Below are 25,572 nucleotides of genomic sequence, written 5' to 3'. Positions count from 1 at the left end.
AATGATCTAGGGCATGCGCCGGACCCTGTTGCTCGGACTCGTTGCCCTGGGCCGCTGCTGTCGCCACCGTGGGAGTCGTTCCGCACGAGGGCGTGGCGGCGGAGTCGCGTTCGACCGCGGCGGGGTTCCGCAATCCCGTACGGGAGGTCGCCTCCGACCCGCAGCTGTTCACCCACAACGGGACCTACTACCTGACCGCGACGCGGAACGACCGGATCACGCTCGTCCGCGGCGCCTCGGTGACGGACCTCGCGACCGCACCCGAGACCACCGTGTGGCAGGACTCGAGCTCGTCGCGTTGCTGCGGCATCTGGGCACCGGAATTTCATTACCTGCAAGGGAAGTGGTACGGCTACTACACCGCGACCGACTCGAGCAACGCGGTCGGCAACCACCGGATGCACGTGATCGAGAGCGCCGGCGTCGACCCACTCGGCCCGTACACGTACAAGGGCCAGCTCGCCGCCGCGGCCGACCACTACTCGCTCGACGGCTCGATCCTCACGATGCCCGACGGGCGGCTCTACGCGATGTGGTCGGGCTGGGAGCCGGGGACGACCGGGCCGCAGAACCTCTACATCGCGCCGATGAGCAACCCGTGGACGACGAGCGGACCGCGCGTGCTGCTGTCCCGCCCTCAGTTCGCGTGGGAGCTGGACCACGCCGCGGTCAACGAGGGGGCGGCCGCGTTGTGGCGGAACGGGCGGTTGTTCGTGGCGTACTCCGCGAGCGGCTGTACGAGTCCGAACTACGCGCTCGGGCTGCTGACGTTCAACGGTGGCGACGTTCTGAACCCCGCCGCCTGGTCGAAGTCGCCACAGCCGGTGTTCGGTGCGAACCCGGCGAACACGGCCTACACCACCGCGCACAACAGCTTCTTCACCTCGCCCGACGGCAGCGAGACGTGGATGGCGTACCACGGCGTCGTCAACCCGGCGGGGAGCTGCGGCGGCGACCGTTCGACGCGGATCCAGAAGGTGAACTGGCGCGCGGACGGGACGCCGGACTTCGGGGTGCCGGCGTCGTTGGGACAGACTTTGGCCTTGCCCGCTGGGGACCCCGGCGCCTTGGTGGTGCCTGCCGACGAGTACGTCCTGACGGCGACGCACTCCGGCAGGGTGCTCGACGTCGCGGGCCCGAGCACCGCGGACGGCGCGGACGTCTTGCAGTGGGACTACCACGGCGCGACCAACCAGCAGTGGCAGGTGCTCCCACAGTCGGACGGGTCGTATGAGCTGCGTGCGGTGCACAGCGGCAAGTCGCTGGACGTCGCGGAGAGCGCGGACGTCGACGGCGCCGACGTGATCCAGTGGATGGCGAACGGAGGCGCCAACCAGCGTTGGTACCTGGACTCCGTGGGCGACGGCGTCTACCGGGTGTCGTCGAAGCTCGGCGGGCGCGCGTTGGACGTCGACCACGGGGCGACGGCGAACGGCGCGAACGTGCTGGTGTGGCAGTACCTCGCGGCGGCGAACCAGAAGTGGCGGCTGTCGCGGGTCCAGCGGGTGATGCCGGCGGGCGACTCGATCACGTACGGCTCGGCTGCCGGCGTCAACTACCGCACCGAGCTGTGGCGGCGGCTGATGCTCGACCCGGCCGTGAAGCCGGACTTCGTGGGATCGGTCGTCATCGGCAACCTGCCCGACCAGCAGAACGAGGGCCATCCCGGGTGGCGCATCGACCAGCTCGCGGGCAGCATGAACGGCTTCCTCGACACGTACCGGCCGGACGTCGTGCTGCTGCACATCGGCACGAACGACCTGAACCAGAACTTCGACGTCGCGAACGCGCCGGCCAGGCTCGCCGCGCTGATCGACCAGATCACGAGCCGGGTCCCGCAGGCCTCGGTGATCGTGGCGTCGATCATCCCCGCGGCCGACGTGGCGATCGAGTCGCGCATCCGTACGTACAACGCGTCGATCCCGGGCATCGTGGAGGTGCGCGCGAACGCGGGGAAGAAGGTGTCGTACGTCGATATACACGCGGCGCTGACGACCGCGGACCTCGCCGACACCCTGCACCCGAACGCGGCCGGCTATCTCAAGATGGGCGTTGCCTGGCACGGGGCCATGCAAGCCCTGCCCGGCTGAGGGTCGAGGCGAGGAACATGCACGGGAGCATGAGGGCGTGGGCGACGATCATCAGCGTGTCGCCGTCGATGCCGGCCCCGTAGTAGAGCGGGGCGAGCAGCAGGAACGGGACGCCCATCGCGGCGATCATGGCGGCGACCGGCCTCCAGGCGTGGCGGCGGACCAGCATCCAGGCGAGCATGCCGACCGCCATGTTCGCCGTCATCACGAGCAGGTGCAGGTCGGCGCGGTCCGCGGGCACGTTCCACAGGGCGTTCTGGAACGGCGGGAGCACCAGCATGCCCGCGGCCATGGCGAGCAGCATCTCGAGGAACTCCCACACCCGACGCTGTGCCGCTAGGGCGTTCATCCTGGCCTCCATCCGTCTGGCGGTTATACCCACCGACGAACGGGATCGCCTCGATACGACATCAGGCCGGAAGAATTTCACGCCTGGCCGCCCTCTGGTGAGCGAAAACGCGGAGGCGTATCGTGACCGCTGGTCCGACAGAGTGGCCACGTACACGGGGCATCACTGCGGTCAGGCGGTGGCTGTCATGCATATGGACGCGAACGTCGTCTTCCTCACCGTTGTCGAGGACGGCTCTCCGGCTGTGATCGCGACGCCGGAGGGCGACTTCGGCGAATCCGACGCCATCGACCTGATGGCTCAACTTCTGGGCGTACTCGCGCGGAATCCGCGGCATCTCGTCCTCGACCTCTCGCACGTGACCGCGATGGACCCGACTGTCGTGCGGGCCCTCGACCTGGTCGAGAAGCAGGCCGCCGAGGTGGGGTGCGACTACCGCCTCGCCAACCCAACCCCGGTCGTGGCGACCGCGCTGCACGCGGTGCACCGCCCGAGCGTCGCGCGCCGTACGGGCAGCAGCCGCCTCGACGCCGTCGCCGTAGCCCGCCGCCTCGCCCGCCGCCGCGCGGTCCTGCACAACTAACGGCAACGCGGGCGCTCGCCCGCGCGAATAGGTCAGCAGGTGTCCTGATCGGTCGGCGATACTGCTGCGGTATGGGTGGACGATTCACCGGCTGGCCAGAGCAGGCGTACGACGTGCTGCTGAAGCTCGAAGGTGACCCGCCCATGGCCGTCCGGGAGAGCGTTCGCGACGAGCGGGAGCGGCTCGTACGTCAGCCGATGGTCGCGCTCATGCAGGATCTCGCCGACGCGGACGCCTGCTACCGCAAGTTCGTCGTTCCGAGCCTCGGCCTCACGCTCTGGCCGTGGCAACGACAGGTTGGCTTCGTCCGGGCCGAGCGCAACTTCGACCAGCGGGTCTGGCTCGACCTCGACGGGATGTACGTCGAGGCGTGCTGGTGGATGTTCAACCCTGGCTCGTACACCAGCCCTTGGCGCGAGGCCTACATGACGGCCGTCGCCGACGACACGTCGGGGCCGGAGCTGGTCGGCATCGTCGAGACGCTGCGACAGCAGGGCTACGACCTCGGCGGTGAGCAGCTGGAACGGATCCCGAAGAGCTACCCGGGCGACCATCCGCGAGCCCTGCTGCTGAGGGACGCCGACCATCCGCGGGCCGGGCTGCTGCGGCACCGCAGCCTGGTCGCCGGACGGCACCTCGGATCCGAGAACTGGCTACACAAACCCGAGGCGGCCGATCGGGTGCTCGCGGCGTTCGAGGAGCTGCGGCCGATGGCGTCGTGGTTCGCCGACCACGTGCCGGGCGACGCCCACCGGTACCCGTCCTAGCAGCGGGGGAGGACGCGGGTGAGGGTGGACAGGGCGGTCGGGTACGTGTGCTCGGTCGGGCGGCTGTAGCCGATCACGAGGCCGGGGCGTTGGCGGGTGAACGGGAGGCACTGCTCGGTGAGGCTGCTGAGCTCGAGCCCGCGCCGCGCGGCCGCGGCGACGACATCGCTCTCGACGGTGTCCTCGGGAAGCCACAGCAGCGCGTGCAACCCGGCGGAGATGCCGGCGATGGTGACGTCCGCGCGGCTCGCCTCGAGCTGGGCCAGCAGCAGGTCGCGGCGGCGTCGGTAGCGCAGCCGGGACGCGCGGATGTGCCGGTCGTACGCGTGGCTGGCGAGGAAGTCCGCCAGCGCCACCTGGCCGAGCGCCTCGGTCTGCATGTCCGTGTGCAGACGGAGATCGACCATCGGCGCGACGAGCCGCGGAGGCAGCACGATCCATCCGAGCCGGAGCCCCGGGCCGAGCGCCTTCGACGTACTCCCGACGTAACAGACGTGCTCGGGAGCCGTGCCCTGCAACGCGCCGACGGGCGCGCGGTCGAAGCGGAACTCGCCGTCGTAGTCGTCCTCGATCAGCACCCCGCCCGTCGCCTCGGCCCAGCGCACGAGCGCGCGCCGGCGTTCGGGGCTGAGCGCGACACCCGTCGGGAACTGGTGCGTCGGCGTCAACAGCACCGCGTCCTCGTCGCTCAACGACTCGACCTGCACGCCGTCCTGGTCGACGGTCAGCGGGCGAACCGAGGCGCCCATCCGGGTGACGACGTCGCGCGCGAAGTACCAGCCGGGCTCTTCGACGGCGATCGTCGTCCGCCCCTCGTCGGCGAGGACCCGGGCGAGCAGGTGCAGCCCGTGCACCGATCCCGACGTGATCATCACCTGGTCGGGCGCGCACACCACGCCGCGGGCACGGCCGAGGTACGCGGCGAGCGCGATCCGCAGCGGGCGCCAGCCGAGCGGATCGCCGTAGCCGTACACCTCGGCCGGCGCGTCGGCGAGCCCGCGACGCATCGAACGCAGCCACTCGGTCGTGGGGAAGCGGCTCAGATCCGGGTAGCCGGGAGCCAGGCTGAGGCCCGGTCGGGGATCGGTGGAGCGTTCGGCGACCGCCGGCCAGTGGGCCGGCAGCTCGGCGACCTGCGTACCCACGCCGTGCCGCGAGAGCAGGTAGCCCTCGGCGACGAGTTGGTCGTACGCGGCGACCACCGTTCCCCGCGAGATGCCCAGCTCCGTGGCGAGCTCTCGCGTCGCCGGCAGCCTCGTTCCGGCCGAGAGCCGGTGCGACTGGATCGCCTCGCGCAGCGCCCGTTCGAGGCCCTCGCGGCGGCCGAGCTGCGGAGGGAGGGAGAGCAGCAGGTCCACCCCGGTGGTCCATTCACGTGCCACGGTTTCGGACCCTACCCCTGGACCACGGGATTTCGGCGGCCCGATGTCGAATCGTGAGGTGCCTCGAACGTCGGTGGGCATGGACCGCCGAACGAAGGAGAGACCGATGTCGAAGAGCGGACTGCCGAACGTGACGGACCGGGCGAGCTGGCAGGCAGAGCTCGACGCCCTGCGGCTGCGGGAGAAGGCGCACACCAGGGCGGGCGACGCGTTGGCGGCGGCGCGGCGGCGGCTGTCGATGGTGGAGGTCGACGCGACGATCCCGCTCGTCGGCGAGAACGGACGGGTGCCGCTGCTCGCCGCGTTCGAGGGTCGCGGCCAGCTGATCGCGTACTTCCACATGTGGCACGCCGGCCATGACTCCGCCGGTCAGTGCGAGGGCTGCACGTACTTCAACGGCCAGGTGCGCGAGCTGTCGGTGCTGCACTCGCGCGATGTCACGTACGCCACGCTGTGCCAGGGTCCGTACGAGCCGAGCGTGCGCTACCGGAACTTCATGCAATGGGACGTGCCGTGGTACTCCGCGCAGGACTCTTTGCAAGCCCTGTTGGGAGATCGGCCGACCGCACCGTCGCCGTTGGTGTTCTACGTACGAGACGGCAACCGGGTCTTCGAGACATACTGGACGAGCGGCCGCGGGCTGGAGCCGCTGGCCCCGAGCTACGGGCTGCTGGACCGGACCGTGTTCGGGCGCCGCGAGGGCTGGGAGGACCAGCCCGAGGGACGGCCGGAGCCGATGTGGCCGGACGACGTCAACCCGATGCGGATCAACGGGCGCCCGATCGCGCAGTGGTCCCGCATCGCCGCCGGCCGCGACGACACCCTCGCCTAACGGCACAGTTGTCCCTGGCGATGACCTGGTGAGCTGCGGTCGACAGCAACGGCGACCCGCGCGACCGGTGCCGGCGCCGGGGCCAATGATCGTGTTTACAGGCTCATTGGCCGCTTTACGTGGGGTGGGCGGCAGGTAGTGGGGTGGTTGGCCGTGTGGGGTGACCGCAGGCGGTCGGCGCTCCGCTGGCCCCGGCCGCCGCTTAGGCGGCTGGGGTGAGGCGGTGGTTGCGGAGTGGTTGTTGGTGGGGGTCGATCCAGTCGGGGGGTAAGAACTCGGGTAATCCGTCGAGTGCGATGCGGACTTGCCAGGTGCCTTGGTGGATGAGTCGGTGGTGGTACCCGCAGAGCAGGACCCCGTTGTCGCGGGTAGTGGGCCCGCCCTTACTCCAGGGGGTGACGTGGTGGGCGTGGCACCAGCCGGGTGGCCGGTCACAGCCGGGGAACGCACAGCCACCGTCTCTGAGCTCGAGCAACCGGCGCAGCTTGCCCTGGAAGAGTCGCTGCTGGGTGTCGGTCAAGAGGCTGACGCGGCCGGGCTGGTCCTCGGGCTTCACGAGGTAGGTGCGGTCGGCCTCACACATCAGCTGCTCGACCAGGCGGCGGGACAGCTCGATCCCGGTGTGCAAAGTCCGCCCACCAGTCTGGGTGACGGTGACGACCACCTGGGTGGGGTTCCCGCCATGAGAGGGCACCAACCGCTCAGCCAACAACCGCCGGCAAGCCTCATCCAAAGCATCCACATTGCGCTGCTCGGGGAACCGGGTGTCACGCCCGTCGGGTCCAGGCTGCGGCGCAGCCAACGGATCGAGAACCAGCTTGAGGCGTTCCCCGACCACCTTCGGGAGCCGGGCGGTGACCCGCCACGTCCCCGACGTGGCGTCGAAGGACATACGCAGGAACCGGTCCCGTTCGGCGCTGGCCTCTTCCTGTTTGAGCTTCAGTTCCAGGACCTGGTCAGCGAGGTCCGGAGCGACGGTCTCCAAGAGCCTGTTCCCGACCTTCGACAAGACTTTGGGGTCGAAGGCGGCGGCATTCTTCAGCAGGGTCGCCTCCACCTCGGAGCGGAGCTCCGGGGTGGCGATGTGGGAGGGCAGCATCGTCACGACCCGGGAGATCACCCGCACCTGTGGAAGAGAAATCTCGCCGCTAGCAAGCGCCCGCGCGGTGGCGGGCAACTCGGCGTCGAGATGAGAGGCCAGCTTCACCATCGCCCCCGCCTCAGCCGTCGGGACCCGAAGCCGACCAGCGACCCACTGCGCGGTGTTCGCCGCACCAGCCGTGACACCAAGGTTGCGGGCCTCGGCTTCGCGGATGAGCTCGAGCTGGCGGCCCTGGAGCTGGTTCAGCTGGGTGGCGTTGTCGAGAAGTGCGGTGGTGAGTTGGTCATCGGACATCGACCACGCCGACACACCACCGGCGGTGCCGATGGTGTTCGAGCAGGTGGTCGATTCCATAGCAGAATTCTACCAGCCGAATCGGCTTAATGCTCAACCCGGCAAGGGAAATCCCCCGACTTCATCCGAGCCGTAAGCAAGCCGTGGGCTCCACAAGCAACCCAAGCACGGCAGCAAACCCAAGGCACAGGAGACCTGTCCCGGGGAACTGTTCCGGGGGCAGGGGCGGCGCGTGAAAATCTGGTGGCCGGGCCGGGGCGAGTCAAGGGCCGCAAAGCGGTCGCGAAGCGACGCCTCTCTCCTCCGCGAAGCGCCCCAGAGAGGCGCCCTCGACGCGCCCCGGACCGGCCACCACAATCGACCGCCGCCACAGCCCGACCAGCTAATCGCCAAGCGCAGCAGGGAAAAGCAACAACAAGAGCAGAAGCACAGCACCGCCCCAAAAGGGGCGGAGGTGAAGAGGATGGGAGGTAGCGGGCTAGGTGCGAGCGCGTGGGGCGGAGTGATGGTCGCGGGGTGCGCAAGGTGGCAGCCCGGCCACCACAATCGACCGCCGCAACAGCCCCGATCAGATGCCTTGCTCAAGCAGGGTGGGGCAAATCAACAGAGGACAGCACGCCCCCGGAGGGGCGATGATGAAGAGGACGGAAGTAGCGGGCTAGGTGCGAGCGCGGGGGCGGAGTGATGGGCGCAAGGTGGCAGCCCGGCCACCACAATCGACCGCCACAACAACCCGACCAGCTACTTGCCCAAGCCCAGCAGGGCAAAGCAACAGCAAGAGGATAAGACCAGCAAGCAGGCGATAGTGGCGGGGCTTGATGGTCGAGAAGTGGGGTGATGGCTGCCTGGGGGTGAATGATCGAGGGGTGCGGACCCGCCGGGGACCTGCGGGGCATGGCGTGTGCGCGATCCTGCCGGGAGCTATGCGCGGGATGTGGCGGAGTGCGCGAGTCGCGAGTCGCGGGGTTAGTGGGTGAAGCGCCGCCCCGGTGGGTACTCACCGTTCCAGCCACCACACCCGCAACCCCAGGTCACGGCCTGGGACCTAAGCCGTCCCCGCCACCACCTGCAAGTAGCCGCGTGCGGTGTCGCGGGTGCGCAGGCTGATCGGGAGGACGACCCGCCGGGGACTGTCGTCGAGGGAGCCGTCGATCCGGGACGCGAGCAGCAGCGTGCTCTGCCGGCCCAGTTCCTCGGCGGGGACGACGGCGGCGGCGATTGTCAGCGGCAGGATGTCGAGCGGGCCGGCGTCGTCCATGCCGGCCAGCTCGACCTGGCCCGGCACCTCGATGCCCATCGAGGCGAGGTCGGCCGCGGCGGTGGCCACGGTGTAGCCGTGCGAGCAGATCAGCACCGTCGGCGGCTCCGGGTGTTCGAGCAGCTCCGCCAGCCGGGCGACGCGTGCCGGCCGGTCGAGACGTTGGTGCGCGGTCAGCACGGTGAGGTCGGGACGTTCCCGTACGTCGTGCTTCCGCAGCGCCTGCAGATGTCCGCTCAGCCGTTCGCGCACGCTGGTGCAATCGGTCTCGTCCCACAGCAGCGCCATCCGCTCGTGGCCCTGCGCGATCAGGTGCGTGGACAGGTCGTACCCGACGGCGAAGTGGTCGACGGTCACGGTGTCGGAGGCGACCGTCGGCAGGTAGCGGTCGACCATCACGACCGGAACGTTCTGCCGCTCGAGCGCCGCGAGCGCGGGCGAAGGGGAGCTGCCCTGAACGGGATAGAGCACGACCCCGCTGACGCCGCCCTCGTGCGCGCGTTCCAGCGCCCGCTCCTGGCCAGCGAGGGAGTCCTTGCTGTGGAACAGGAGCAGCTCCGCGCCGAGGTCGGAGCAGACCGACTCCACGCCGGCGATCACGTTCGCCCGCATCGGGCCCTGCCCGTGGATGACGCAGGCGACCGACGTACGTGACGACCGCGCCGGGCGCTCGGGAGCGACGACCGCCGAGCTCGAGCGGTCCGCGACGTACGTGCCACGGCCCTGCCGCCGGACCAGGATCCCCTCGGCGACCAGGTCGTTCAGCGCGCGGATCGCGGTCGTCGTACTCACGTCGAACCGCTCGCAGACGCCGCGCTGGCTGACGAACGGCTGGTCCGGAACGTACTCACCGCGTTCGATCGCCGCCCGGAGCTCGCGCTTGACCTGCTGGTAGCGCGGCAGAGAGTCGTCGCTCATGGGCTCAGGTTAACGCGTTCAGACTCCTGGCAGCTTCTGGCCGCGACATTGACGCGTTAACGCGCTAAGTCTACGGTCCCAGACACGTTCACCTGCGGGAGGAGCCCCGGGATGCGCATCGGCACGTTCGCCACCGTCCTCACCTTGCTCGGCGCCCTGCTCTGGGCCGCGTCCCCACCACCGATCGCCCAGGCGGCCGTCACGGCGACCGCGGACTTCTCCGTCGACGCCGGACCGGGTCACGCCGAGGTGTTCGGCTCGGGCATCAACGTGCCGAGGCTGACCGACACCAACAAGATCGAGACGCTCCACCAGACCGGCACGAGGTTCATCCGCGGCGACGCGTATCTGGACGACATCCTGCCGAAGGACACCTCGATCGCCGGCTACCTCGAGGCCATGCCGTCCGGTACCGGCGTGGCCGACCCGACGACGTGGGACTGGAGCAAGTACGCCTGGGTCGACGAGCACCACAAGCGCGGAGCGAAGATCGTGCTGATCCTCGCCTACAACATCAGTTGGCTCAGTGCCAACGGCAAGCAGTTCGGGCCGCCGAACGGGCCGGACGGGTACCGGGTGTACGGGGACGTCGTCGGCAAGATCTACCGGCATTTCAAGGACAAAGTGCATCTGGTCGAGGTGTGGAACGAGCCCGACCTGGACATCTTCCTCGACCTCCCCGACGGAACCACGATGGCGCAGCGGATCGAGGTCTACACCAAGATCTACGAGACCGCCGCCGATGCTGTTCAGGCCGCCGATCCCCACTCCGACGTCCCGATCGGCGGACCGGTGATGTCCCATCCCAACGTGGGCCTGCAGTGGATCGACAAGCTGCTGCGCGACACGCGAGTGAAGGACGACATCAACTTCCTGAGCTACCACGTCTACAACCACTACGACAGCTTCCGGGACGAGCAGGTGACGCAGTGGAAGCAGGCCGCACGTGACCTCGGCAAGGGCGAGGACTTCCCCGTCTACGTGACGGAATGGAACTGGGACCCGGTGTACGGCGACGTGCCGATGAACGGCAACCACCCGCACACGATCAGCTACGCGGCCTGGCGGCTCAGCACGTTCCTCAAGCAGCACACGAACGGGACCAACTACTTCGCCGACAACGACGAGGCGGAGGTCCCGGAGTTCTTCGGCGTGCACCGCAACGGCATGCTGCCGCCGAAGGCGCGCGTCTACCGGCTGATGTCGGTCGACCTCGGCCTCGGTGCCGGTGCGAGCCGGCTGCGGCCGATGACGTACCCGACGTCGATCAGCAGCGCCGGTGCCGCGATGAACGCGAACGGCGATCGCGTTGCCTGGTTGGTGAACGACGGCACCGCGCCGCTCGAGGTCGAGCTCAACCTCACCGGGCTCGGCTCGGCGACGTCCACGACGGCGACGGTCTTCGAGGCCAGCCCGATCCAGCCGACGACCGCACCGAAGACGTCCGTGCCGTTGCAGGTGACCGGGGGAGCGGCGCGTCTCGATGTCGCCGTTCCAGCCAAGTCGCTCATCGGCGTACGGCTCGGCGCGACGCCGATCGCCGACGTCGAGAACCTCGCCCGTACCGCCACGGTCACGCCGTCGTCGGTCTCCGCGGAGGCTCCCCAGCTGGCCGGACCGAACGTCGTCGACGGCGTCGTCGGTATCCACGCGCGCGGCGAATGGGCGTCCCACCGCGAGCTCAGGCCGAGCATCACACTCTCCTGGCCGACGCCGCAGACGATCGGTCAGGTCGTGCTGTACGACCGCGCCAACCCGACCGATCGCATCAACGCGGGGAGGGTCGTGTTCAGCGACGGCAGCGTCGTCGACGTTCCCGCGCTGGTGAACGATGGCGTTACTGGCAAGGCGATCTCGTTCCCGGCGCGAACGGCCACCTCGGTGCGCCTGGAGGTGACGAACGGGGCCGGCTCGAACGTCGGCCTGTCCGAGCTGCAGGTGTTCGCCGGCGACAACGTCGCCCGCGAAGGGACGCTGACCACGTCGACGCAGGCGGACCTCGGCCCGCGCGGCCAGCTCCGCGCGACCGACGGAAACTCCACCAGCACAGGCGAATGGGTGTCGACAGAGACCAACCCCTGGGTTCAGGTCAGCTGGGTGAACAGCCACCAGATCGACCGCGTCGTCCTGCACGACCGGGTGAGCACGGCGAGCAACGTGAACGGCGGCACGCTGACGTTCAGCGACGGCTCGTCGGTCGCGGTGTCCGGCGTTCCGGCGAACGGAGCGGCGAAGGTCGTGTCGTTCCCGCCGAAGTCCGTGACCTCGGTGCGTTTCCAGGCCGCGGGCGGAACGGGATCGGGCAACGGACTAGCCGAGCTGCGGATCCTGAGCGCGGGCAACCTGGCCTCGAGCGCGGTGGCGACGGCGTCGAGCTCGGCCGGCGACCCCGGCCTTGGCCCATCGGCGGCCGTGGACGGTGTCGTCAACCAGTGGTTCGCCGGCGAGTGGGCCTCGAACGGTCAGCTCAATCCCTCGTTCCGGCTGACCTGGACGACGCCGCAGACGCTTGGGCAGGTCGTGCTGTACGACCGGAACAACCTCGTCGACCACGCGCCGGGCGGGACGCTCGTGTTCAGCGACGGCAGTCAGGAGCCCGTGAGCGGAATCGACAACACCGGTGTGGGAAAGCCGGTCCCGTTCTCGCCTCGGACCGTCACCTGGCTGGAGTTCCATCCCGCCGTTGGGAGAGGTCTGAACGTCGGCCTGTCCGAGGTGGAGGCGTTCGCCACGCGGCCTAGCTGACCGGCCTGCGGGCGTGGACGACGCTCGAGCCGGGCGCGAACTCCCTGATGGCGTTGAGGGTCTCGTTCACGGCCGGCTCGGTGAGGTACGGCGTGACGCCCTCCCACAGGAACAGAGTCACGCGGTCCAGCGCGGCGCCCGCCGCGGGGAGCGACTCGAGCAGCGAGTCGGTGGTGAAGTCCATCGTGACGTAGTGGACCTCGGCGGACAGCTGCGGGAGGCCGCGCATCGTCTGTTGCTTCCAGTCGCTCGTCGACGGATGGTCGACCTCGAAGAACGGGATCCCGCGCGCGGCGTCGGCGAACCGGTGGGCCCGCGTGTAGCCGCCCGAAGCGCCGCCACGCCCTCGGCGGTGTAGCTCCGCTTGCCGTCCCTCATGCGTGCACGCCCACAGGTCCGTTCACCGATGATCGCGAATTCCATCATGGCCGCACAACGTCGGCGCCCTGTCAGGTGTCTCACTCATGGGATCGAAGTCACCAACGAGGGGTGCCAGCGTGCAGAGTGCAGAACGTCCATGGTCGCAGTCGACCACCGCGACCGTCGACGCCGAGCTGATCGAGTCGTGGACCGCCGCTCTCGACGAGCTTCCGTACCCCACCGTCGGCTTCGGCCGCACGGAGCCGCTGGCGCCGGGGCTGTCCATCGTGGTGCTCGACCTCGACGACCTCGACGGGCTCTCGGTGGACGGCCGGCGCGACGTCGAGCTCGTGATCGTCCTGACGTCAGCGGGGCGGCCGATCGTCGAGGCCTTCCGTACGTCGCATCCCGAGCTCGACGTTCGCACGATCTCGCTGCCGACCGCCCACCGTGCCGCCGCCCGGGTGGCCGGCCTCGCCGCCGCTCGCCGGGCCCAGGTCAGGGAAGCCGGCGAGAACGGCACGGTGGTGGAGACGGCGCTGGCTCAGGCGATCGCCCGGCAGGTCGGCGGCGCGGAGGACGTCTACTGGGCGAACGTCGCGGTGCGCACCAGGACGGAGTTCGTGGCCGGCACACCCGACGACGACGCGGGCTGGCGTCCGCACCTCGCCGCCATCGCCCAGCTCGAGGAGCTGCGCGCCGAGGCAGGCGCTGCGATGGTCGCGCCGATCGACGAGGCCATCGCGGCGCGCGCGACCGCGATCGGCACGTACCTCCAGCGGCACCCGTCCGAGCACGCCGAGCTGGTGGCCGCGCTCGACGAGCTCCCGATCTTCCACCTGCCTTATGGATTGGTGAACGCGGGCATGCCGCGCGGCGTGGTGTTCGCGTACGCGTTCGCCCCGTACGCCGACGCGAGCGGGATCGTCATGGCCAAGCGGATCAGGACGATGGGCCGGGTCGCCGACGTCGTCTACAACGCGATGGACCGGATCCGTACGGTCGATCCGACGACCCGCCGCATCGCGGGACCGTTCACCGCGGACGAGGCGGTGATCGCGACCCCCACGTACTTCTCGCACTGGCCGGCGATGGAGCAGTTCATCCTCGAAGGGCTCGACCAGGCGCGCAAGTGGGAGGCGGAGAAGGGCCCGTACCGCTGGTCGTACAGCCGCGCGCACTTCGCGGCGTCCCACCTGCTCGGCGCCGCGCACAAGCTGGCCAGCCCGTCGGTCTCGTGGACCGCGGAGTTCTCCGACCCGCTCTCGCGCGACATGCTGGACGAGGAGCGCGGCACGACGGTCGAGCCAGGGCCGGTACGCGAGTTGTTGACCGCGGGCTTGGAGAAACTCGGGCTGCCGATGCCCGCGTCCGACAACTGTTTCGTCTGGTGCGAGGAGCTCGCGTACGTCCTGGCCGACGAGCTCATCTTCACCAACGAGAACCAGCTGGAGTACATGCTGTCGTACTGCTCCGACCCGTTGGTGGCGGCGACGGCTCGCGCGAAGGCGGTGGTGTCGGCGCACCCGACGCTGCCGACGCCGTTCTACTCGATGGTCGACGGGCACGCGCCGCTCGAACCGGGCAAGGCGCACGTGGCGTACTTCGGCGTCTTCTATCCGACCCGCGGGCTCGACGACGTGCTCGCGGCGGCGGCCGAGCTCGGCCCGGCCGATCGCGAGCGGCTGATGCTGCACGTGTTCACGACGAAGCCGGAGACGCTGCGGGCACGGGCGGCGGAGCTGGGGATCGGCGCGTGCGTACGGGTGGGTCCGTACGCGGGATATCTGGAGTTCCTCAACCTCACCACGCGATTCGACTGCCTCGTGGTCAACGACGCGAACACCTCCGAGCACCACGAGCGCAACCCGTACCTGCCGTCGAAGTGGTCGGACTACAAGGGGAGCGGCACGGCGGTGTGGGGCTTGGTCGAGCCGGACAGCCCGTTGAGCCGCCAGCCGCTGGCCTACCAGTCGCCCGTCGGGGACGCCGCGACGGCGAAAGCCGTGCTGGAGCGGATCGTACGGGCGAGGTTTCCGTCAGCGTGAGCAGCGCAGGACCGAGGCGATCTTCTCCACGTTGAGGCGCGTCTCGGTCAGCCACGGGTACTCGGCCAGCCAACGCGCGACGAGCTCCTGCTCGTCGGTACGGACCAGGTCGTCCAGCACCACGACCGCATCGCCCGCGAACCGGTCGGCGAGCAGCGGCAACGCTGGATAGCGGGCGTGCCGGCCAGTCACGCCAGGTGGGCCGTCGACGAACAGCAGGTCGAGCTGGTCGAGGTCGCGCCAGGCGTCCTTCGCGTACCACGACCGGTCCTGGTCACCGAGGCGGTACGTCTGGAGCGGCGCGAGGCGTACGTCGGCGAAGTCCGCGACGCCGTGCGCTTCGAGCAATGCCTCGGTCTGGCGTACGTACTGGGCGTCGTGCTCGAGCGCGACGTGCCGGCCCTCGACGCCGAACGCGCGTCGCGCCAGCGCGCACCACAGCGTGGAGACGCCGCTGCCGCACTCGACGCTGAGCCGCGGCCGATCCGCGCGGATGGTTTCGACCAACAGCAGAAGGAGGTCCGGCGATGCCGCCCATCCCCGCATCGCCGGAACGCGCGCGGTCACCGGGACCATGCTGTAGAGGTTGACCAGCGCCTCGAGCTGGCGGTAGACGGTCGTGGTGTCCCGTATGACCTTCCGCCTGGTGTTCTCCGGGCCTCGGTCGATCGCGGTCGCCGCGGCATCCAGAGTCGAGCTCATCGTTCTCATCGCGGTCAGCAGGTCGGTGGCGTGCTGCGCGCCTTCCTGGTGCCTCCCTGCCAGCTGGCGGAGCTCGCCGATCACGAAGCGGTTCTGCCTGTGTGAATTGAGGACGACGAGGAGCTGCAGGCCGAGCACGGAAACGAGCAGGACGACGGTGACGTCCGATCGGAGCGCGGCGGTGATCGCCAGCGCGGCCAACCAGATCGCCGCGACCGCGGCGAGCAGGCCGCGGCGCGCGAGGTTGCTGGCGAGCTTCGACCTCACCGGCCCGAGTCCGGGAGCTCGACGCTGGCGTACTCCGCGAAGTAGCGGCGGGCACCGGCGACGTCGCGGTGCAGCAGGTCCGCCCACGCGGCGACGACCTTGTGCGGGTCGTGCGTACGGCCAATCTCCTCGCGGGCCTGGTCCCGGCTCTCGGCCGACACGGCTGGATCCGCGTTGCTCAGCACGGCGTTCGCGGCCGCGCCGATCGAGTCGTGCACCCACTGCTTGCCGTAGATCTCGGCCGCGCCGGGCCAGGACCGGACGACCGGCACGGCACCCGAGGCCATGCCTTCCGCGACCGACGCGTGGCTGCCCTCCTCGTCGCTGGTCGAGACGAGGTAGCCGACCCGGCGGAACCAGCGCGCCATGTCGCGTCCGGGCGGGTGCAGGACGACGGCGTCGCGCAGCAGCGGGTCGCGTTCGATCCGTTCGAAGCACCAGCCGACGTAGTCGCGTTCGTCGTCGTTGGTCCACGCGTACTTGTTGTGCCACGGCATCGCGCCGCGAACGACCATGCGGAATCGCTTGTCCGTCTGGCGAATCTCGGCGAGCAGGTCGAGCGCGAGGTCGAACCGCTTGCGGATGAACTCGAAGCCGACGAAGCCGAGCGTGAACTGGGCGCCGTCGAGCTTGGGCCGGTCGAGCCAGTCCAGGTCCAGGTAGTTCGGGATGTAGACCAGCTTGTCCGTGGGCCAGTTGAGCTCGTCGCGGATCCGTCGTCCGAACAGCGGCGCGATGTAGACGACGGCATCGACGTTCTCCAGCGCGAGCTGCCGCGGGTACGGGGTGTCGAGCTCGAACCTGTGCAGTCGTACGACGAGGAACTGGTCGGGGCGCTTGTGCTCGGACAACCAGATCGCGCTGGTGCGAGCCCACTCGGCGAGAATCGAGTCGGCCCGTTCCAGTCGTTCGGCGGTCTGGGCGGTTTGACGCGCCAGGCCTGGCCATTCGTCGATGGAGAGGTCGAGATCGCTCCTCCGGTCGAGACGTTCGGCAAGCTCGACGGCGAACTTGAGGTCGTGCCCGGACACCATCACGTTGCGCCGCTGCCTTGGCGCGGTGGGGCCGGGCATGCGGACGGTGTCGCGTACCGCGCGGGCGCCGGCGGCCTGCGCTGCTGCTGTCCAGTCGGCGGGTCGGTCGCCGGGCATCGTCATCGGCGTGCCGGTGTGGTCGTTCTGCCAGGCCGACCGGTTCGCCTTCGCCCAGGGACCCGCCAGGCCGCGTTGACGCGCGCCGGCGAACGAGTACGGGTGGGGCTCGTCCTCCTCCGCGTGTCCGTCGCGCCAGAGCGCGAGCTGCGCCACGGTGGGATCCAGCTCGGTCAGGTTGAGTGGCTCGACCGGCTGGCCGGTGCAGGCCTCGCAGGCCTGGTCGGTCGCGATCGGCGGGAACAGCTCGACCTTCGGCCTGAGCGCGTGGGCGGAGCGCTCGATCGACTCCCGGGCCAGCTCGCCGTCGGTGAGGAATCCGCCGACCTGCTTGGCGGTCTCGTTCAGCTCGGTCGCGTACTCCGTGTGCCCGCCGGGCGGCAGCCACTGCGGTGGGAGGGCGAGGGCCCAGACGCGGTAGCTCGGGGTGTCCGCGCTAGCCGCGGCCCGCGCGGCCCGGAGGGACTCGGCGACCACGAGGTCCGCACCGTCCAGGTCCGGTCGGTTTGGGTCGGGGGCACCCTGGTCCGAACCTATGGGACCAGGGTGCCCCCGACCCAGCCGGACCTCGGCCGTCGCGCGGCGCAGGCGTCGGTAGGCCTGGGCGAGCGGGCGCCGTGCGAACGGTGGCAGCCAGGCCAACCGGCGTGGACCGTTGCCCGTGGTCGCCTTGCGGACGGGTGCGGGAGCGGGCGGCTGCCACACTACCTCGCGGACCGTCGCGCCGGCCGCGCCGAACGCGTTCCGCACGCCGCTGCGCCAGCAGCAAACGCCGGGCACGTTCGGCCATTCTCCGTCGCACAACAGGACGACCTCGAAGTCCTGGTGCTCCGTTACATCCCCGCCCATTCCACCCTTGCCTTTCGACCGACAATTGCTCGTCGAACTGTGTCATGGAGCGTTGTCAAACGGCCTTCAGATCTCCTTCATTCGCCGCGAGAACTCACCGTGGAAATGCGCTAGCGTGAAATCATGGAAAGCGAAGCCAAGCTGCTCGTGGTGATGGATGACGCCGATTCCTGGTCCGACGCGTTCGCGCTTCCGTTCCGGGACGCGACCGTGGTGGACGGCGACGGTGCGTGGGAGCTCGAGGGCGCTTTCGACACCGTGGTCATCGACCGTCCCGGCTTCGATCCGTTGTGGCTCGACCGGGTCGCTGCCGAGCTGCGTTCGGTGGTGAGTCCGAAGGCGCGGATTCTCGTCGCGCTTGGTGGTCCGGCCGCCGCGACCGCGCAGTCGCCTGCCCTGCCTGGGCTGGAGTGGGACGGGCTGGTGCTGCTCGGCGAGCGGCCGTGTGCGGTGTTGCGTACGACGGGGTCGGGCTCGGGCTCGACGGGAGTCCTGGTGGCTGCCGCTCATTCGGCGGCAACGATCGCGGAAGCGGGCATGGCTCGGAATCGTCCACGTGCACAGGAAGTTCGGCGGCTTCTGCTCTCGGGTGAGGCGGACCGGAGGCGCAGCGAGCAGGCGCTGCTCGGTCACCTCGCGAAGGCCGCCGCGCACGCGGAGAAGCTGTCCGTGGAGCTGCGCCGGCACCTCGATGCCGCAGCCCAACCGGTCACCGTCAAGGCACTGTTGCGCTCTTCGTCCTCAGGGCGGCGCCTGCTGGGTATCCTCGGTCGGGCTAAGCGGCTGCTCCGTCGGCGCTCATCTGCTTGAGCGAGGTTGCCCGCGCGAGAACGTGAAGCCGGTAGCGATCCGGCGCGTGTTCCTTGACCAGCTGGGCGTCCGCGAGCTCCTCCAGAAGTCGTCTCGATTCGGCCACCGTCGAATGCAGAAGAATGGCGGTGCTCTGGGGCGTGAGCTCGCCGCAGGTGTGCTTTCCGAAAAGCCGCAGGGCACGTTCCTGATCGCGCGTGAGATCTCGAGAGGACAATGCGAAGGCGGCGTCTACCTCGGATATTCCCTCTCGGAGCCGTTCCGTCAGCTGGGAAGCCGACCAGAATGGTCGGGAGCGGAACAATTCCGCGGCGTGCCTGAGGGCGAGAGGAAGGCGACCGCACAGCTCGACGAGCTCGTCGACGGCCTGCCGGGAGTCGTCGCGTTCTCGTCCGTGCGACCTGGTGAACATCGCGATCGCGTCTGCCTTGGGGAGCACGTCGAGCGTGAGCTGATGGTCGGCGTCGATCGTGCGCAGACGCCGGCGGCTGGTGATCAGGAGCAGGCAGCCCGGGCTGCCTGGGAGGAGCGGTCGCACCTGCGACTCGTCGTGCGCGTTGTCGAGTACGACGATCATCCGGCGGCCGGCGAGCGTGCTCCGGTACAGGGCGGCACGTTCGTCGAGCTCGACCGGGATGGACTCGTCCTGCACGCCGAGCGCGCGCAGCAGGCGCGCGAGCACGACGCCGGGAGCCAACGGCGATCGGCCCTCCGTGTAGCCGTACAGGTCGACGAAGAGCTGACCATCGGGAAACTCCGGCGCGAGCCGATGCGCCACGTGCACCGCCAGCGCGGTCTTGCCCACGCCGGCCATGCCGTCGATCCTGCTCGCGAGGACCGTCGTTGCCGGTTGTCCGGCGAGGTGGAGCAGCTCCTCGACCTCCCTCACACGCCCGGTGAACGCGGGGGTGTCCGCGGGTAGCTGCGCCGGCCGGACGGGTTCGGCGATGGTCACGGCCGGAGTGTCCGCGGCGAGCAGGCGAGGGTCCGCGGCGAGGATGGCCCGATGGAGGTCCCGCAGCTCGCGTCCCGGGCTGACGCCCAACTCGTGTGTGAGCACGTCCGCCGTCGCGGTGTACGCCTGCACGGCCTCGGCCTGACGACCAGACCGGTAGAGCGCCAGCATGAGCTGACCGCAGAACCGTTCCCGGAGCGGATGCTCGGCGAGCAGCCGCCGCAGTCGCGGGAGCTGGCTGGCGTGGTGGCCGAGCGACAGTTCGTCGTCGATGAGCTGTTCCTCGGCCTCGAGCCGACGTTCGTTCACCGGCGTGGCGTCCAACGCGTGCAGAACGTCGGAGTCGAGGTCGACGCAGATCGGACCGCGCCACAGCCGCAGTGCCTCGGTCAGGAGCTCGACCCGACGTCCGGTCTCGGATGCCTTTGCTGACTGGCGGAGCAGCTGGTCGAACCGCAGCAGGTCGAGCTGGGTCGGGTCCAGCTCGAGCTGATAGCCACCCGGGGTGGTCCGGATCAGCCGCGGGTCACCGAGCGCCTGCCGAAGCCGCACCACGTACAGCTGGACCGCGTCTCGAGGCTGGCTCGGCGGCCGCTCGTTCCACAGCCGTTCGACCAGCTCGCTCGTGGGGACTGGATGGTTCGCCCGCAGCAGCAGCGAGGCCAGCAGCGTGCGGAGGCGCGGCGGACCCACCCGCACGGGCCGGCCGCCGCGGGTGACCTTCAGCGGTCCCAGGACCGAGAAGCTCGGCTTTCCCGACATCTGACGTCCTCTAGTGGTGACTCGAGAGTTCCTTGCGTGAAGAGACACGCGAGAGCGTCGTTTCGTTGTCGCGACGGTGCCGTCGGAGTACGGGCACGGCGACCAGCATGATCAGCCCGGCTGCGCCGACGGAGGACATCAGCAGGCCGGCGCGCAGGCCGGGCGGGCGAAAGGCGAGCTCGATCCGATGGCGACCAGGCTCGAGGTCGAGGCCGATGAACGCACCCGCGGTGGTCCGGATCGGTGCGGGACGACCGTCAACCTCGGCCTGCCAACCGGAGATGTGCGGTACGGACAGGAAGAACCGGCCGCCCTTCGCGTCGTCGACCTCGACGGCCAGCCCGGCCGACGTCCAGCGCACCGCGGTGGCCGAGCGGGCGCGCAGCCCGCTCACCCACCGGTCGAAGCGCGCCACGTCCAGGCCTTGTACGAGAGGTTGAGGAAGCGCGACGCGCTTGCTGCGCGTACTGAACTCGATCGTGAACGTCGTGTCGGTGCGCTGGCCCAGGTCGAGCGGGCCGGTCGCCTGCCTGGTCGGGTAGGTGATCGTCGGCTCGTCGTCGATCCGTACGTCGCTCGCGTCGAACGGGGCCTGGTGCCACAGGTAGAGCTGACGCGTGCTGGTGGCGTGGCAGGTCCAGCGCAGCGTCGCGGATTTGACCGCCGGGTCGCGGGTGAGGACGATCGCGCCCGGGCGTTCTCGCACGGTCCCGCCGGTGACGACGGGATCCTTTTGGCAGCTGTCGGTGAAGAGGTTGTCGTCGCCGAGGAGACTCTCCTGGTTGGTGAACGGGTTCTTCGAGTCGAGCGGACCTCCGGGCTCGAAGAAGTAGCCGACCGGCAGTGCGTTCGCGTTTCGGTAGGCGAACAAGGGTTCCTGGTACGGCGACGGCCGCTCGGCGGGAACGTGGCGCACCAGCTCGAAGCCGGGGCGGGTGAGTGGCCGGTCGCTGAGCACGGTCCGGAAGCCGAACATCGCGTCGGTCACCAGCGTCGAGCCCTGGTAGTCGAAGCGCACGTTCGGAAGCGGGTCGGAGAAGCCGAGCGCGTGGAAGGCGCGGTGGGCGCGGCCGTTCGTGATCGACGAGTAGTGCGTGATCGCGAAGTTGCCGAACCGGAGCGCGTCGTTCGGCGTGCGGTAGCTCGTCGCGTCCGCGCGGAAGAACTCGTCCTGCTGGGGGTTCGCGGCTCGCAGCTCCGCGGACCAGGCCGGTCCGGGTCGGCTCCACAGCTCGCGGTCGACGACGACCAGCTTCTTCGACGCCAACGCGGCCGCTCCGCTCGCGTCGAGGATTAGCAGGATCGCGAGCGCGGCGACGAGCGGCCTTCGAATTCGTTCTCTGCCGCGGAACAGGAAGTACGCGAGGCCGATCGTCGCGGCGGCAGTGACGACGACGGCCGTCCACAGCAGCACTCTCTCCGGCAGCAGGGCGGGTCGTACGCCGGCGACCCAGGCCGCGGTGGCGAGTGCTGCCCCCGCCACTCCGACCGCGGCGGTTGCCGCGACCCTGCCGATCCCTGTGACGGCGGCGCGATAGCCCAACAGCACAAGGAGAAACGAGAGGACGAACCCGAACCGGTGCGGGTAGCTCGTCGGCGGCTCGAAGCCGTGCCACAGCAGGTAGAGGAACGGCACCTGGCAGGACGCGATCAGAAACGCGAGCAGGAGGCCGAAGCCGACGCGTTCGCGTCTTGGGATTCTCTTGGCGGCGAAGAACACCAGCGCGAAGACGAGCGTGGCGGTGCCGACCGCGAGATGCGGCGGGCCGTTGAGCTTGTCGAGCATCGTTCCGCCGTACAGGCTGCCGAGGAAGTCGGCCCAGGGGAGCGGAACGTCGCTGTTGCCCTCCGGCGCCGCGTAGCGGTCCTGGATCGCCCGCAGGGACGGGATGATCACCACGCCCGCGCACAGCAGCCCGATCGCCACGGCGGCCGTGGCTCGCGCGGCGGTGGTCAGGGCGGCACGTGTCTGGAGGGTGTGGTGGAGGGCGACGTACCGGACGACCAGGTAGAGGCCGGCGAACAGCATCGTCATCATGCCCGCGTAGTAGTTGACGATCATGGTCGCGGCGGTGAGGCCGGCGAGCGGCAGCATGCTCTGGCTGGCCAGGAGTCGCTCGATCGCGAGGAGGACGAGGGGCAGGAGGTAGAGCGCGTCCAGCCACATGAGGTTCGAGGCGTTGAAGATCGCCCAGCTCATGGCCGAGTAGGTGACGGCGGCGGCGACGACGAACGGGCGCGGGCCGGGGAACGTTCGGCGGAGGTACCAGGCCATGGTGGCGGCCGCGAGCGCGAGCTTGCCGGCCGTGACGGCGATGATCGCCTCGGGGAGGTTGCTGTCGCCGACGAGTAGTGCGATCGCGTTGAACGGGCTGGCCAGGTAGTAGGCGGCGAGTGGGAAGAGGTTCATGCCGAGATCGGCCTGCCAGCTGAACATCAGGCCTTCGGGACCCAGGACGGCCTGGCGGAGATAGGAGAACAGTGGGGCGTACTGATGGCTGAGATCGTGGGTCAGGATCGAGTTGGTGCCGGCGGGATAGACGTTCCTGACGACCAGCGTGCCGAGGTAGACGCCGGTGGCGAGTACTGCGGCTGTGACGATCTCCCATGCCGGTGTGGGTTTGCTTGTGGGCTCGTCCTTGGGGGCGAGGATCGTACGCGATACGAGGAACGTGACCGGGATCGCGGCCGCCGCGGCGACGAGTGGGGCGGGGCGTTCGTCCATGCCGATCCACTCGACGAGTACGTACACGCCCGCGGTGGTGAGCACGAAGTTGGTGGCGGTGGTGAGGGGGAAGAGGAGGAACCGCTTCCAGGTGGGGCTTACGCGGTAGGTGAACCAGCAGTTGAGGAAGAACGAGCCGACGGTGCTGATGGCGAACGCGAGGACGTGCGCCGCGAGGTAGGGGAGGACGAGGCGGAGGGCGAGATAGCAGGCGAGGTACGTGCCGGTGTTGACGACGCCGACGAGCCCGAACCGTACAGCCTGCCTGAGGATCACCATGGGCCGGGCACGTTGCTGTCCTTGACCAGGAAGTGCGGTCGGCGCTTGGTCTCGTAGTAGATGCGGCCGATGTACTCGCCGATGACGCCGAGGAACAGCAGCTGGATGCCGCCGAGGCCGGCGACCGCTGCGACGAGGGTGACGTAGCCGGGCATCTCGACACCGAAGAGTGCGACGCGGATCGTCAACCAGAGCACGTAGAGCATGGATGCGAGGATGACGATTCCGCCCAGGTAGATGGACAGTCTGAGCGGTCTGTTGTTGAACGAGAGGACGCCGTCGATGCCATAGTTGAGCAGGCTGCGGAACGTCCAGCTGCTGTCGCCGCCGGCGCGTTGGACGTTGTCGTACTCGATCGTGATCTGCTCGTAGCCGATCCAGGAGAACAGGCCCTTGGAGAAGCGGTTGTACTCGCCGAGCGCGAGCACGGCATCGACCGCACGGCGGGACAGCAGCCGGAAGTCGCCGACGCCGTCGACGAGCTTGACGTCGACGAGGCGGTTCATCACCTTGTAGTACGTCTTGGCCGCAAGCGTCCGCGTCGGCTTGTCGCCGGTCCTGGTGCGCCTGGCGACGACCTGGTCGAACCCTTTGCGGTGCAGCTCGAGCATGCGGGGAACGAGCTCCGGCGGGTGTTGCAGGTCGGCATCGATGATCACGACGGCCTCGCCGTTGGCAGCTCTGAGCCCGGCGAGCATGGCGGCTTCCTTGCCGAAGTTGCGGCTGAACGCGACGAACCGGACCCGTTCGTCCTCGGCCGCGAGGACGCGGATCAGCTCGAGCGTGCCGTCCGTACTGCCGTCGTCGACGAAGACCAGCTCGTAGTCGTCCACCACCTCGGCGATCTCGCCGGTGAGGCTCGCGTGCGCAGCAGTAACCACCTCCGCCTCGTTGTGGCACGGAACGACAACGCTCAGCGCCGGCTTCATCGACCCCCCGCCTTCGGTTCGTTCACCGTTAAAGACATCGTGCGGGGGCTGTTTGTTGCCTCGGATGCCGGACTGTTACTTGATGGGTTGCGATTGCTCGTGCGGGTGGCGGGCGACTTCACCCCACCCCAGGCCTCGCCCAACGGGCCGTCACGTGACCCTCGGCGCCGCACTCCCACCCCGACGGTGATCACCCGTCTCCGTTGTCCCGCACCGTCTTTGTCCACCCGTCTACCCGGGCCGTCACTTGACCCACGGTGCCGTGACTTCACCTACCCCCGGCCACACCCGCTAGGGCCGTCGCCTCATCCTCTGGGCCGCGACTTCGTCCACCACCCCTGAGACCTCACCCCGGCACGTCACCTTCCGTCCGCGACCTCGTCCACCGGGCCGCCGCCTCGGCCCACTACCCCGACACCTCACCGTGGCTCTGCACTCACCGAGCCGTCTGTTCATCCGCCGCGTGGCGACGTCGCCCAGGCGGCCGCTACTTCGCCCACCGGGCAGCGGTTCCTGCCCGTTCGGGTCGTGACGCGCTGGTTGTGGTGCGCGGCTGGGCGTGGTCGTCGTGGTTTCGTGATTGGGTGTCGAGCCGCACTCCGAGGCCTGTCGCTCCCGCCCCTCCACCGTTGCCACCCAGCGGCCCATCACCTCACCTTCACTCCACTTTCGGACCCATCCATCGATGCCACCCGGAAGTCATCGCTCCCACTCCCGCGACCAGTACCCGTCTTCCGCCAGCGGCCATCGCTCCCACTCCGGCCGCTCCCGCGGCCATCACCCGCCGCCGCATCCAGCCGCCATCCTTCTCATCCCCACGCATGTCCCATCCCGGCTAGTCCCGCACCTCTCACCTCACCCACCGGCCGTCACGTCACCCACCGGCCGTCACGTCACCCACCGGCCCGTCACGTCACCCACCGGCCGTCACGTCACCCACCGGCCCGTCACGTCACCCACCGGCCGTCACGTCACCCACCGGCCGTCACCCACCGGCCGTCACGTCACCCACCGGCCCGTCACGTCACCCACCGGCCCGCCACCTTGCGCTTACCCCGCGACCATCACTCCATGCCGCGCCTCGCTAGCCCACTACTTCCTCTTCAACATCGTCCACCGCTCGGTCGCTCCCAGCTCTCGACCGTCACTCCCATCCTCTTCACCTTCGCCTCTTGGGGACGGTGCTGTGCTTCTGCTCTTGCTGTTGCTTTTCCCTGCTGTGCTTGGGTGAAGTAGCTGGTCGGGCTGTTGCGGCGGTCGATTGTGGTGGCCGGTCCGGGGCGCGTCAAGGGCGCCGCGGCGGCTTCGCAGAGGGGCGACGTCGCTTCGCGACCGCGTTGCGGCCCTTGACTCGCCCCGGCCCGGCCACCAGATTTTCACGCGCCGCCCCACCCCCCGGAACAGTTCCCCGGGCA

Annotated in this window: 17 protein-coding genes; 7 read left to right on the top strand and 10 right to left on the bottom strand. The window is 69.4% G+C overall.

Going from position 1 to position 25,572, the window contains the following annotated elements; all coding sequences use genetic code 11:
• Positions 1-68: 68 nt before the first annotated feature.
• A complete protein-coding gene (locus JOD67_RS32135; protein WP_205121447.1) occupies positions 69-2,090 on the top strand; it encodes a family 43 glycosylhydrolase in 2,022 nt (673 codons plus the stop codon).
• Here JOD67_RS32135 and JOD67_RS32130 read toward each other — a convergent pair.
• Positions 2,041-2,439: a hypothetical protein gene (locus tag JOD67_RS32130; protein WP_205121446.1), complete on the bottom strand. Its 399-nt coding sequence runs from the start codon at positions 2,437-2,439 to the stop codon at positions 2,041-2,043. The genes JOD67_RS32135 and JOD67_RS32130 overlap by 50 nt on opposite strands.
• Positions 2,440-2,626: 187 nt before the next feature.
• Between JOD67_RS32130 and JOD67_RS42510 the strand changes: the two genes are divergently transcribed.
• Positions 2,627-3,022 (top strand): STAS domain-containing protein, encoded by a 396-nt coding sequence (locus JOD67_RS42510; protein WP_372442374.1) that lies wholly within the window; start codon positions 2,627-2,629, stop codon positions 3,020-3,022.
• Between the two features lie 71 nt (positions 3,023-3,093).
• The gene (locus JOD67_RS32120; RefSeq protein WP_205121444.1) at positions 3,094-3,789 is read left to right on the top strand and encodes a DUF2461 family protein; all 696 of its coding nucleotides are present in this window, start codon (positions 3,094-3,096) and stop codon (positions 3,787-3,789) included.
• Here the strand turns inward: JOD67_RS32120 and pdxR are convergent.
• A complete protein-coding gene (pdxR, locus tag JOD67_RS32115; RefSeq protein ID WP_205121443.1) occupies positions 3,786-5,171 on the bottom strand; it encodes a MocR-like pyridoxine biosynthesis transcription factor PdxR in 1,386 nt (461 codons plus the stop codon). The genes JOD67_RS32120 and pdxR overlap by 4 nt on opposite strands.
• Positions 5,172-5,277: 106 nt before the next feature.
• On the opposite strand from pdxR, the gene JOD67_RS32110 reads away from it, so the two are divergent.
• Positions 5,278-6,003 carry a DUF899 family protein gene (locus JOD67_RS32110; RefSeq protein WP_239554129.1) on the top strand — a complete coding sequence of 242 codons (726 nt, stop codon included), beginning with the start codon at positions 5,278-5,280 and terminating at the stop codon, positions 6,001-6,003.
• Between the two features lie 202 nt (positions 6,004-6,205).
• On the opposite strand, the gene JOD67_RS32105 is transcribed toward JOD67_RS32110, so the two are convergent.
• A complete protein-coding gene (locus JOD67_RS32105; protein WP_205121441.1) occupies positions 6,206-7,459 on the bottom strand; it encodes an HNH endonuclease signature motif containing protein in 1,254 nt (417 codons plus the stop codon).
• A 985-nt stretch (positions 7,460-8,444) separates the two neighbouring features.
• Entirely contained in the window at positions 8,445-9,575 is a 1,131-nt protein-coding gene (locus JOD67_RS32100) for a GntR family transcriptional regulator (protein ID WP_205121440.1), read from the bottom strand.
• 111 nt (positions 9,576-9,686) lie between these two features.
• On the opposite strand from JOD67_RS32100, the gene JOD67_RS32095 reads away from it, so the two are divergent.
• A complete protein-coding gene (locus tag JOD67_RS32095; RefSeq protein ID WP_205121439.1) occupies positions 9,687-12,320 on the top strand; it encodes a DUF7402 domain-containing protein in 2,634 nt (877 codons plus the stop codon).
• Here JOD67_RS32095 and JOD67_RS32090 read toward each other — a convergent pair.
• Positions 12,313-12,714, bottom strand: a complete 402-nt coding sequence (locus tag JOD67_RS32090) for a class I SAM-dependent methyltransferase (protein ID WP_205123254.1) — start codon at positions 12,712-12,714, stop codon at positions 12,313-12,315. The two genes, JOD67_RS32095 and JOD67_RS32090, sit on opposite strands and share 8 nt — an antisense overlap.
• Positions 12,715-12,817: 103 nt before the next feature.
• Between JOD67_RS32090 and JOD67_RS32085 the strand changes: the two genes are divergently transcribed.
• On the top strand, positions 12,818-14,728 hold the full coding sequence (locus JOD67_RS32085) for a glycosyltransferase family protein (RefSeq protein WP_205121438.1): 1,911 nt from the start codon (positions 12,818-12,820) through the stop codon (positions 14,726-14,728).
• Here JOD67_RS32085 and JOD67_RS42190 read toward each other — a convergent pair.
• The gene (locus tag JOD67_RS42190) at positions 14,720-15,697 is read right to left on the bottom strand and encodes a class I SAM-dependent methyltransferase (RefSeq protein ID WP_205121437.1); all 978 of its coding nucleotides are present in this window, start codon (positions 15,695-15,697) and stop codon (positions 14,720-14,722) included. The genes JOD67_RS32085 and JOD67_RS42190 overlap by 9 nt on opposite strands.
• Positions 15,694-17,697, bottom strand: coding sequence for a glycosyltransferase family protein (locus JOD67_RS32075; protein ID WP_205121436.1), 2,004 nt, complete (start codon positions 17,695-17,697; stop codon positions 15,694-15,696). The genes JOD67_RS42190 and JOD67_RS32075 overlap by 4 nt, the downstream gene beginning before the upstream one ends.
• 123 nt (positions 17,698-17,820) lie before the next feature.
• Between JOD67_RS32075 and JOD67_RS32070 the strand changes: the two genes are divergently transcribed.
• Positions 17,821-18,507 carry a hypothetical protein gene (locus JOD67_RS32070; RefSeq protein ID WP_205121435.1) on the top strand — a complete coding sequence of 229 codons (687 nt, stop codon included), beginning with the start codon at positions 17,821-17,823 and terminating at the stop codon, positions 18,505-18,507.
• Here JOD67_RS32070 and JOD67_RS32065 read toward each other — a convergent pair.
• Genes JOD67_RS32065 through JOD67_RS32055 form a run of 3 tightly spaced genes read right to left on the bottom strand, consistent with a single transcriptional unit; the run spans position 18,473 to position 24,157 of the window.
• Complete coding sequence (locus JOD67_RS32065) at positions 18,473-20,224, bottom strand: AfsR/SARP family transcriptional regulator (protein ID WP_205121434.1); 1,752 nt, start codon at positions 20,222-20,224, stop codon at positions 18,473-18,475. The two genes, JOD67_RS32070 and JOD67_RS32065, sit on opposite strands and share 35 nt — an antisense overlap.
• Positions 20,225-20,234: 10 nt before the next feature.
• On the bottom strand, positions 20,235-23,228 hold the full coding sequence (locus JOD67_RS32060) for a GtrA family protein (protein WP_205121433.1): 2,994 nt from the start codon (positions 23,226-23,228) through the stop codon (positions 20,235-20,237).
• Positions 23,222-24,157: a glycosyltransferase family 2 protein gene (locus JOD67_RS32055; protein ID WP_205121432.1), complete on the bottom strand. Its 936-nt coding sequence runs from the start codon at positions 24,155-24,157 to the stop codon at positions 23,222-23,224. Before JOD67_RS32055 ends, JOD67_RS32060 begins: the two co-directional genes overlap by 7 nt.
• Between the last annotated feature and the right edge of the window lie 1,415 nt (positions 24,158-25,572).

Source organism: Tenggerimyces flavus, assembly GCF_016907715.1.
Lineage (GTDB): Bacteria > Actinomycetota > Actinomycetes > Propionibacteriales > Actinopolymorphaceae > Tenggerimyces > Tenggerimyces flavus.
The sequence above is the reverse complement of the archived record's forward strand: the minus strand, read 5'-3'. Positions and strand labels throughout refer to the sequence as shown.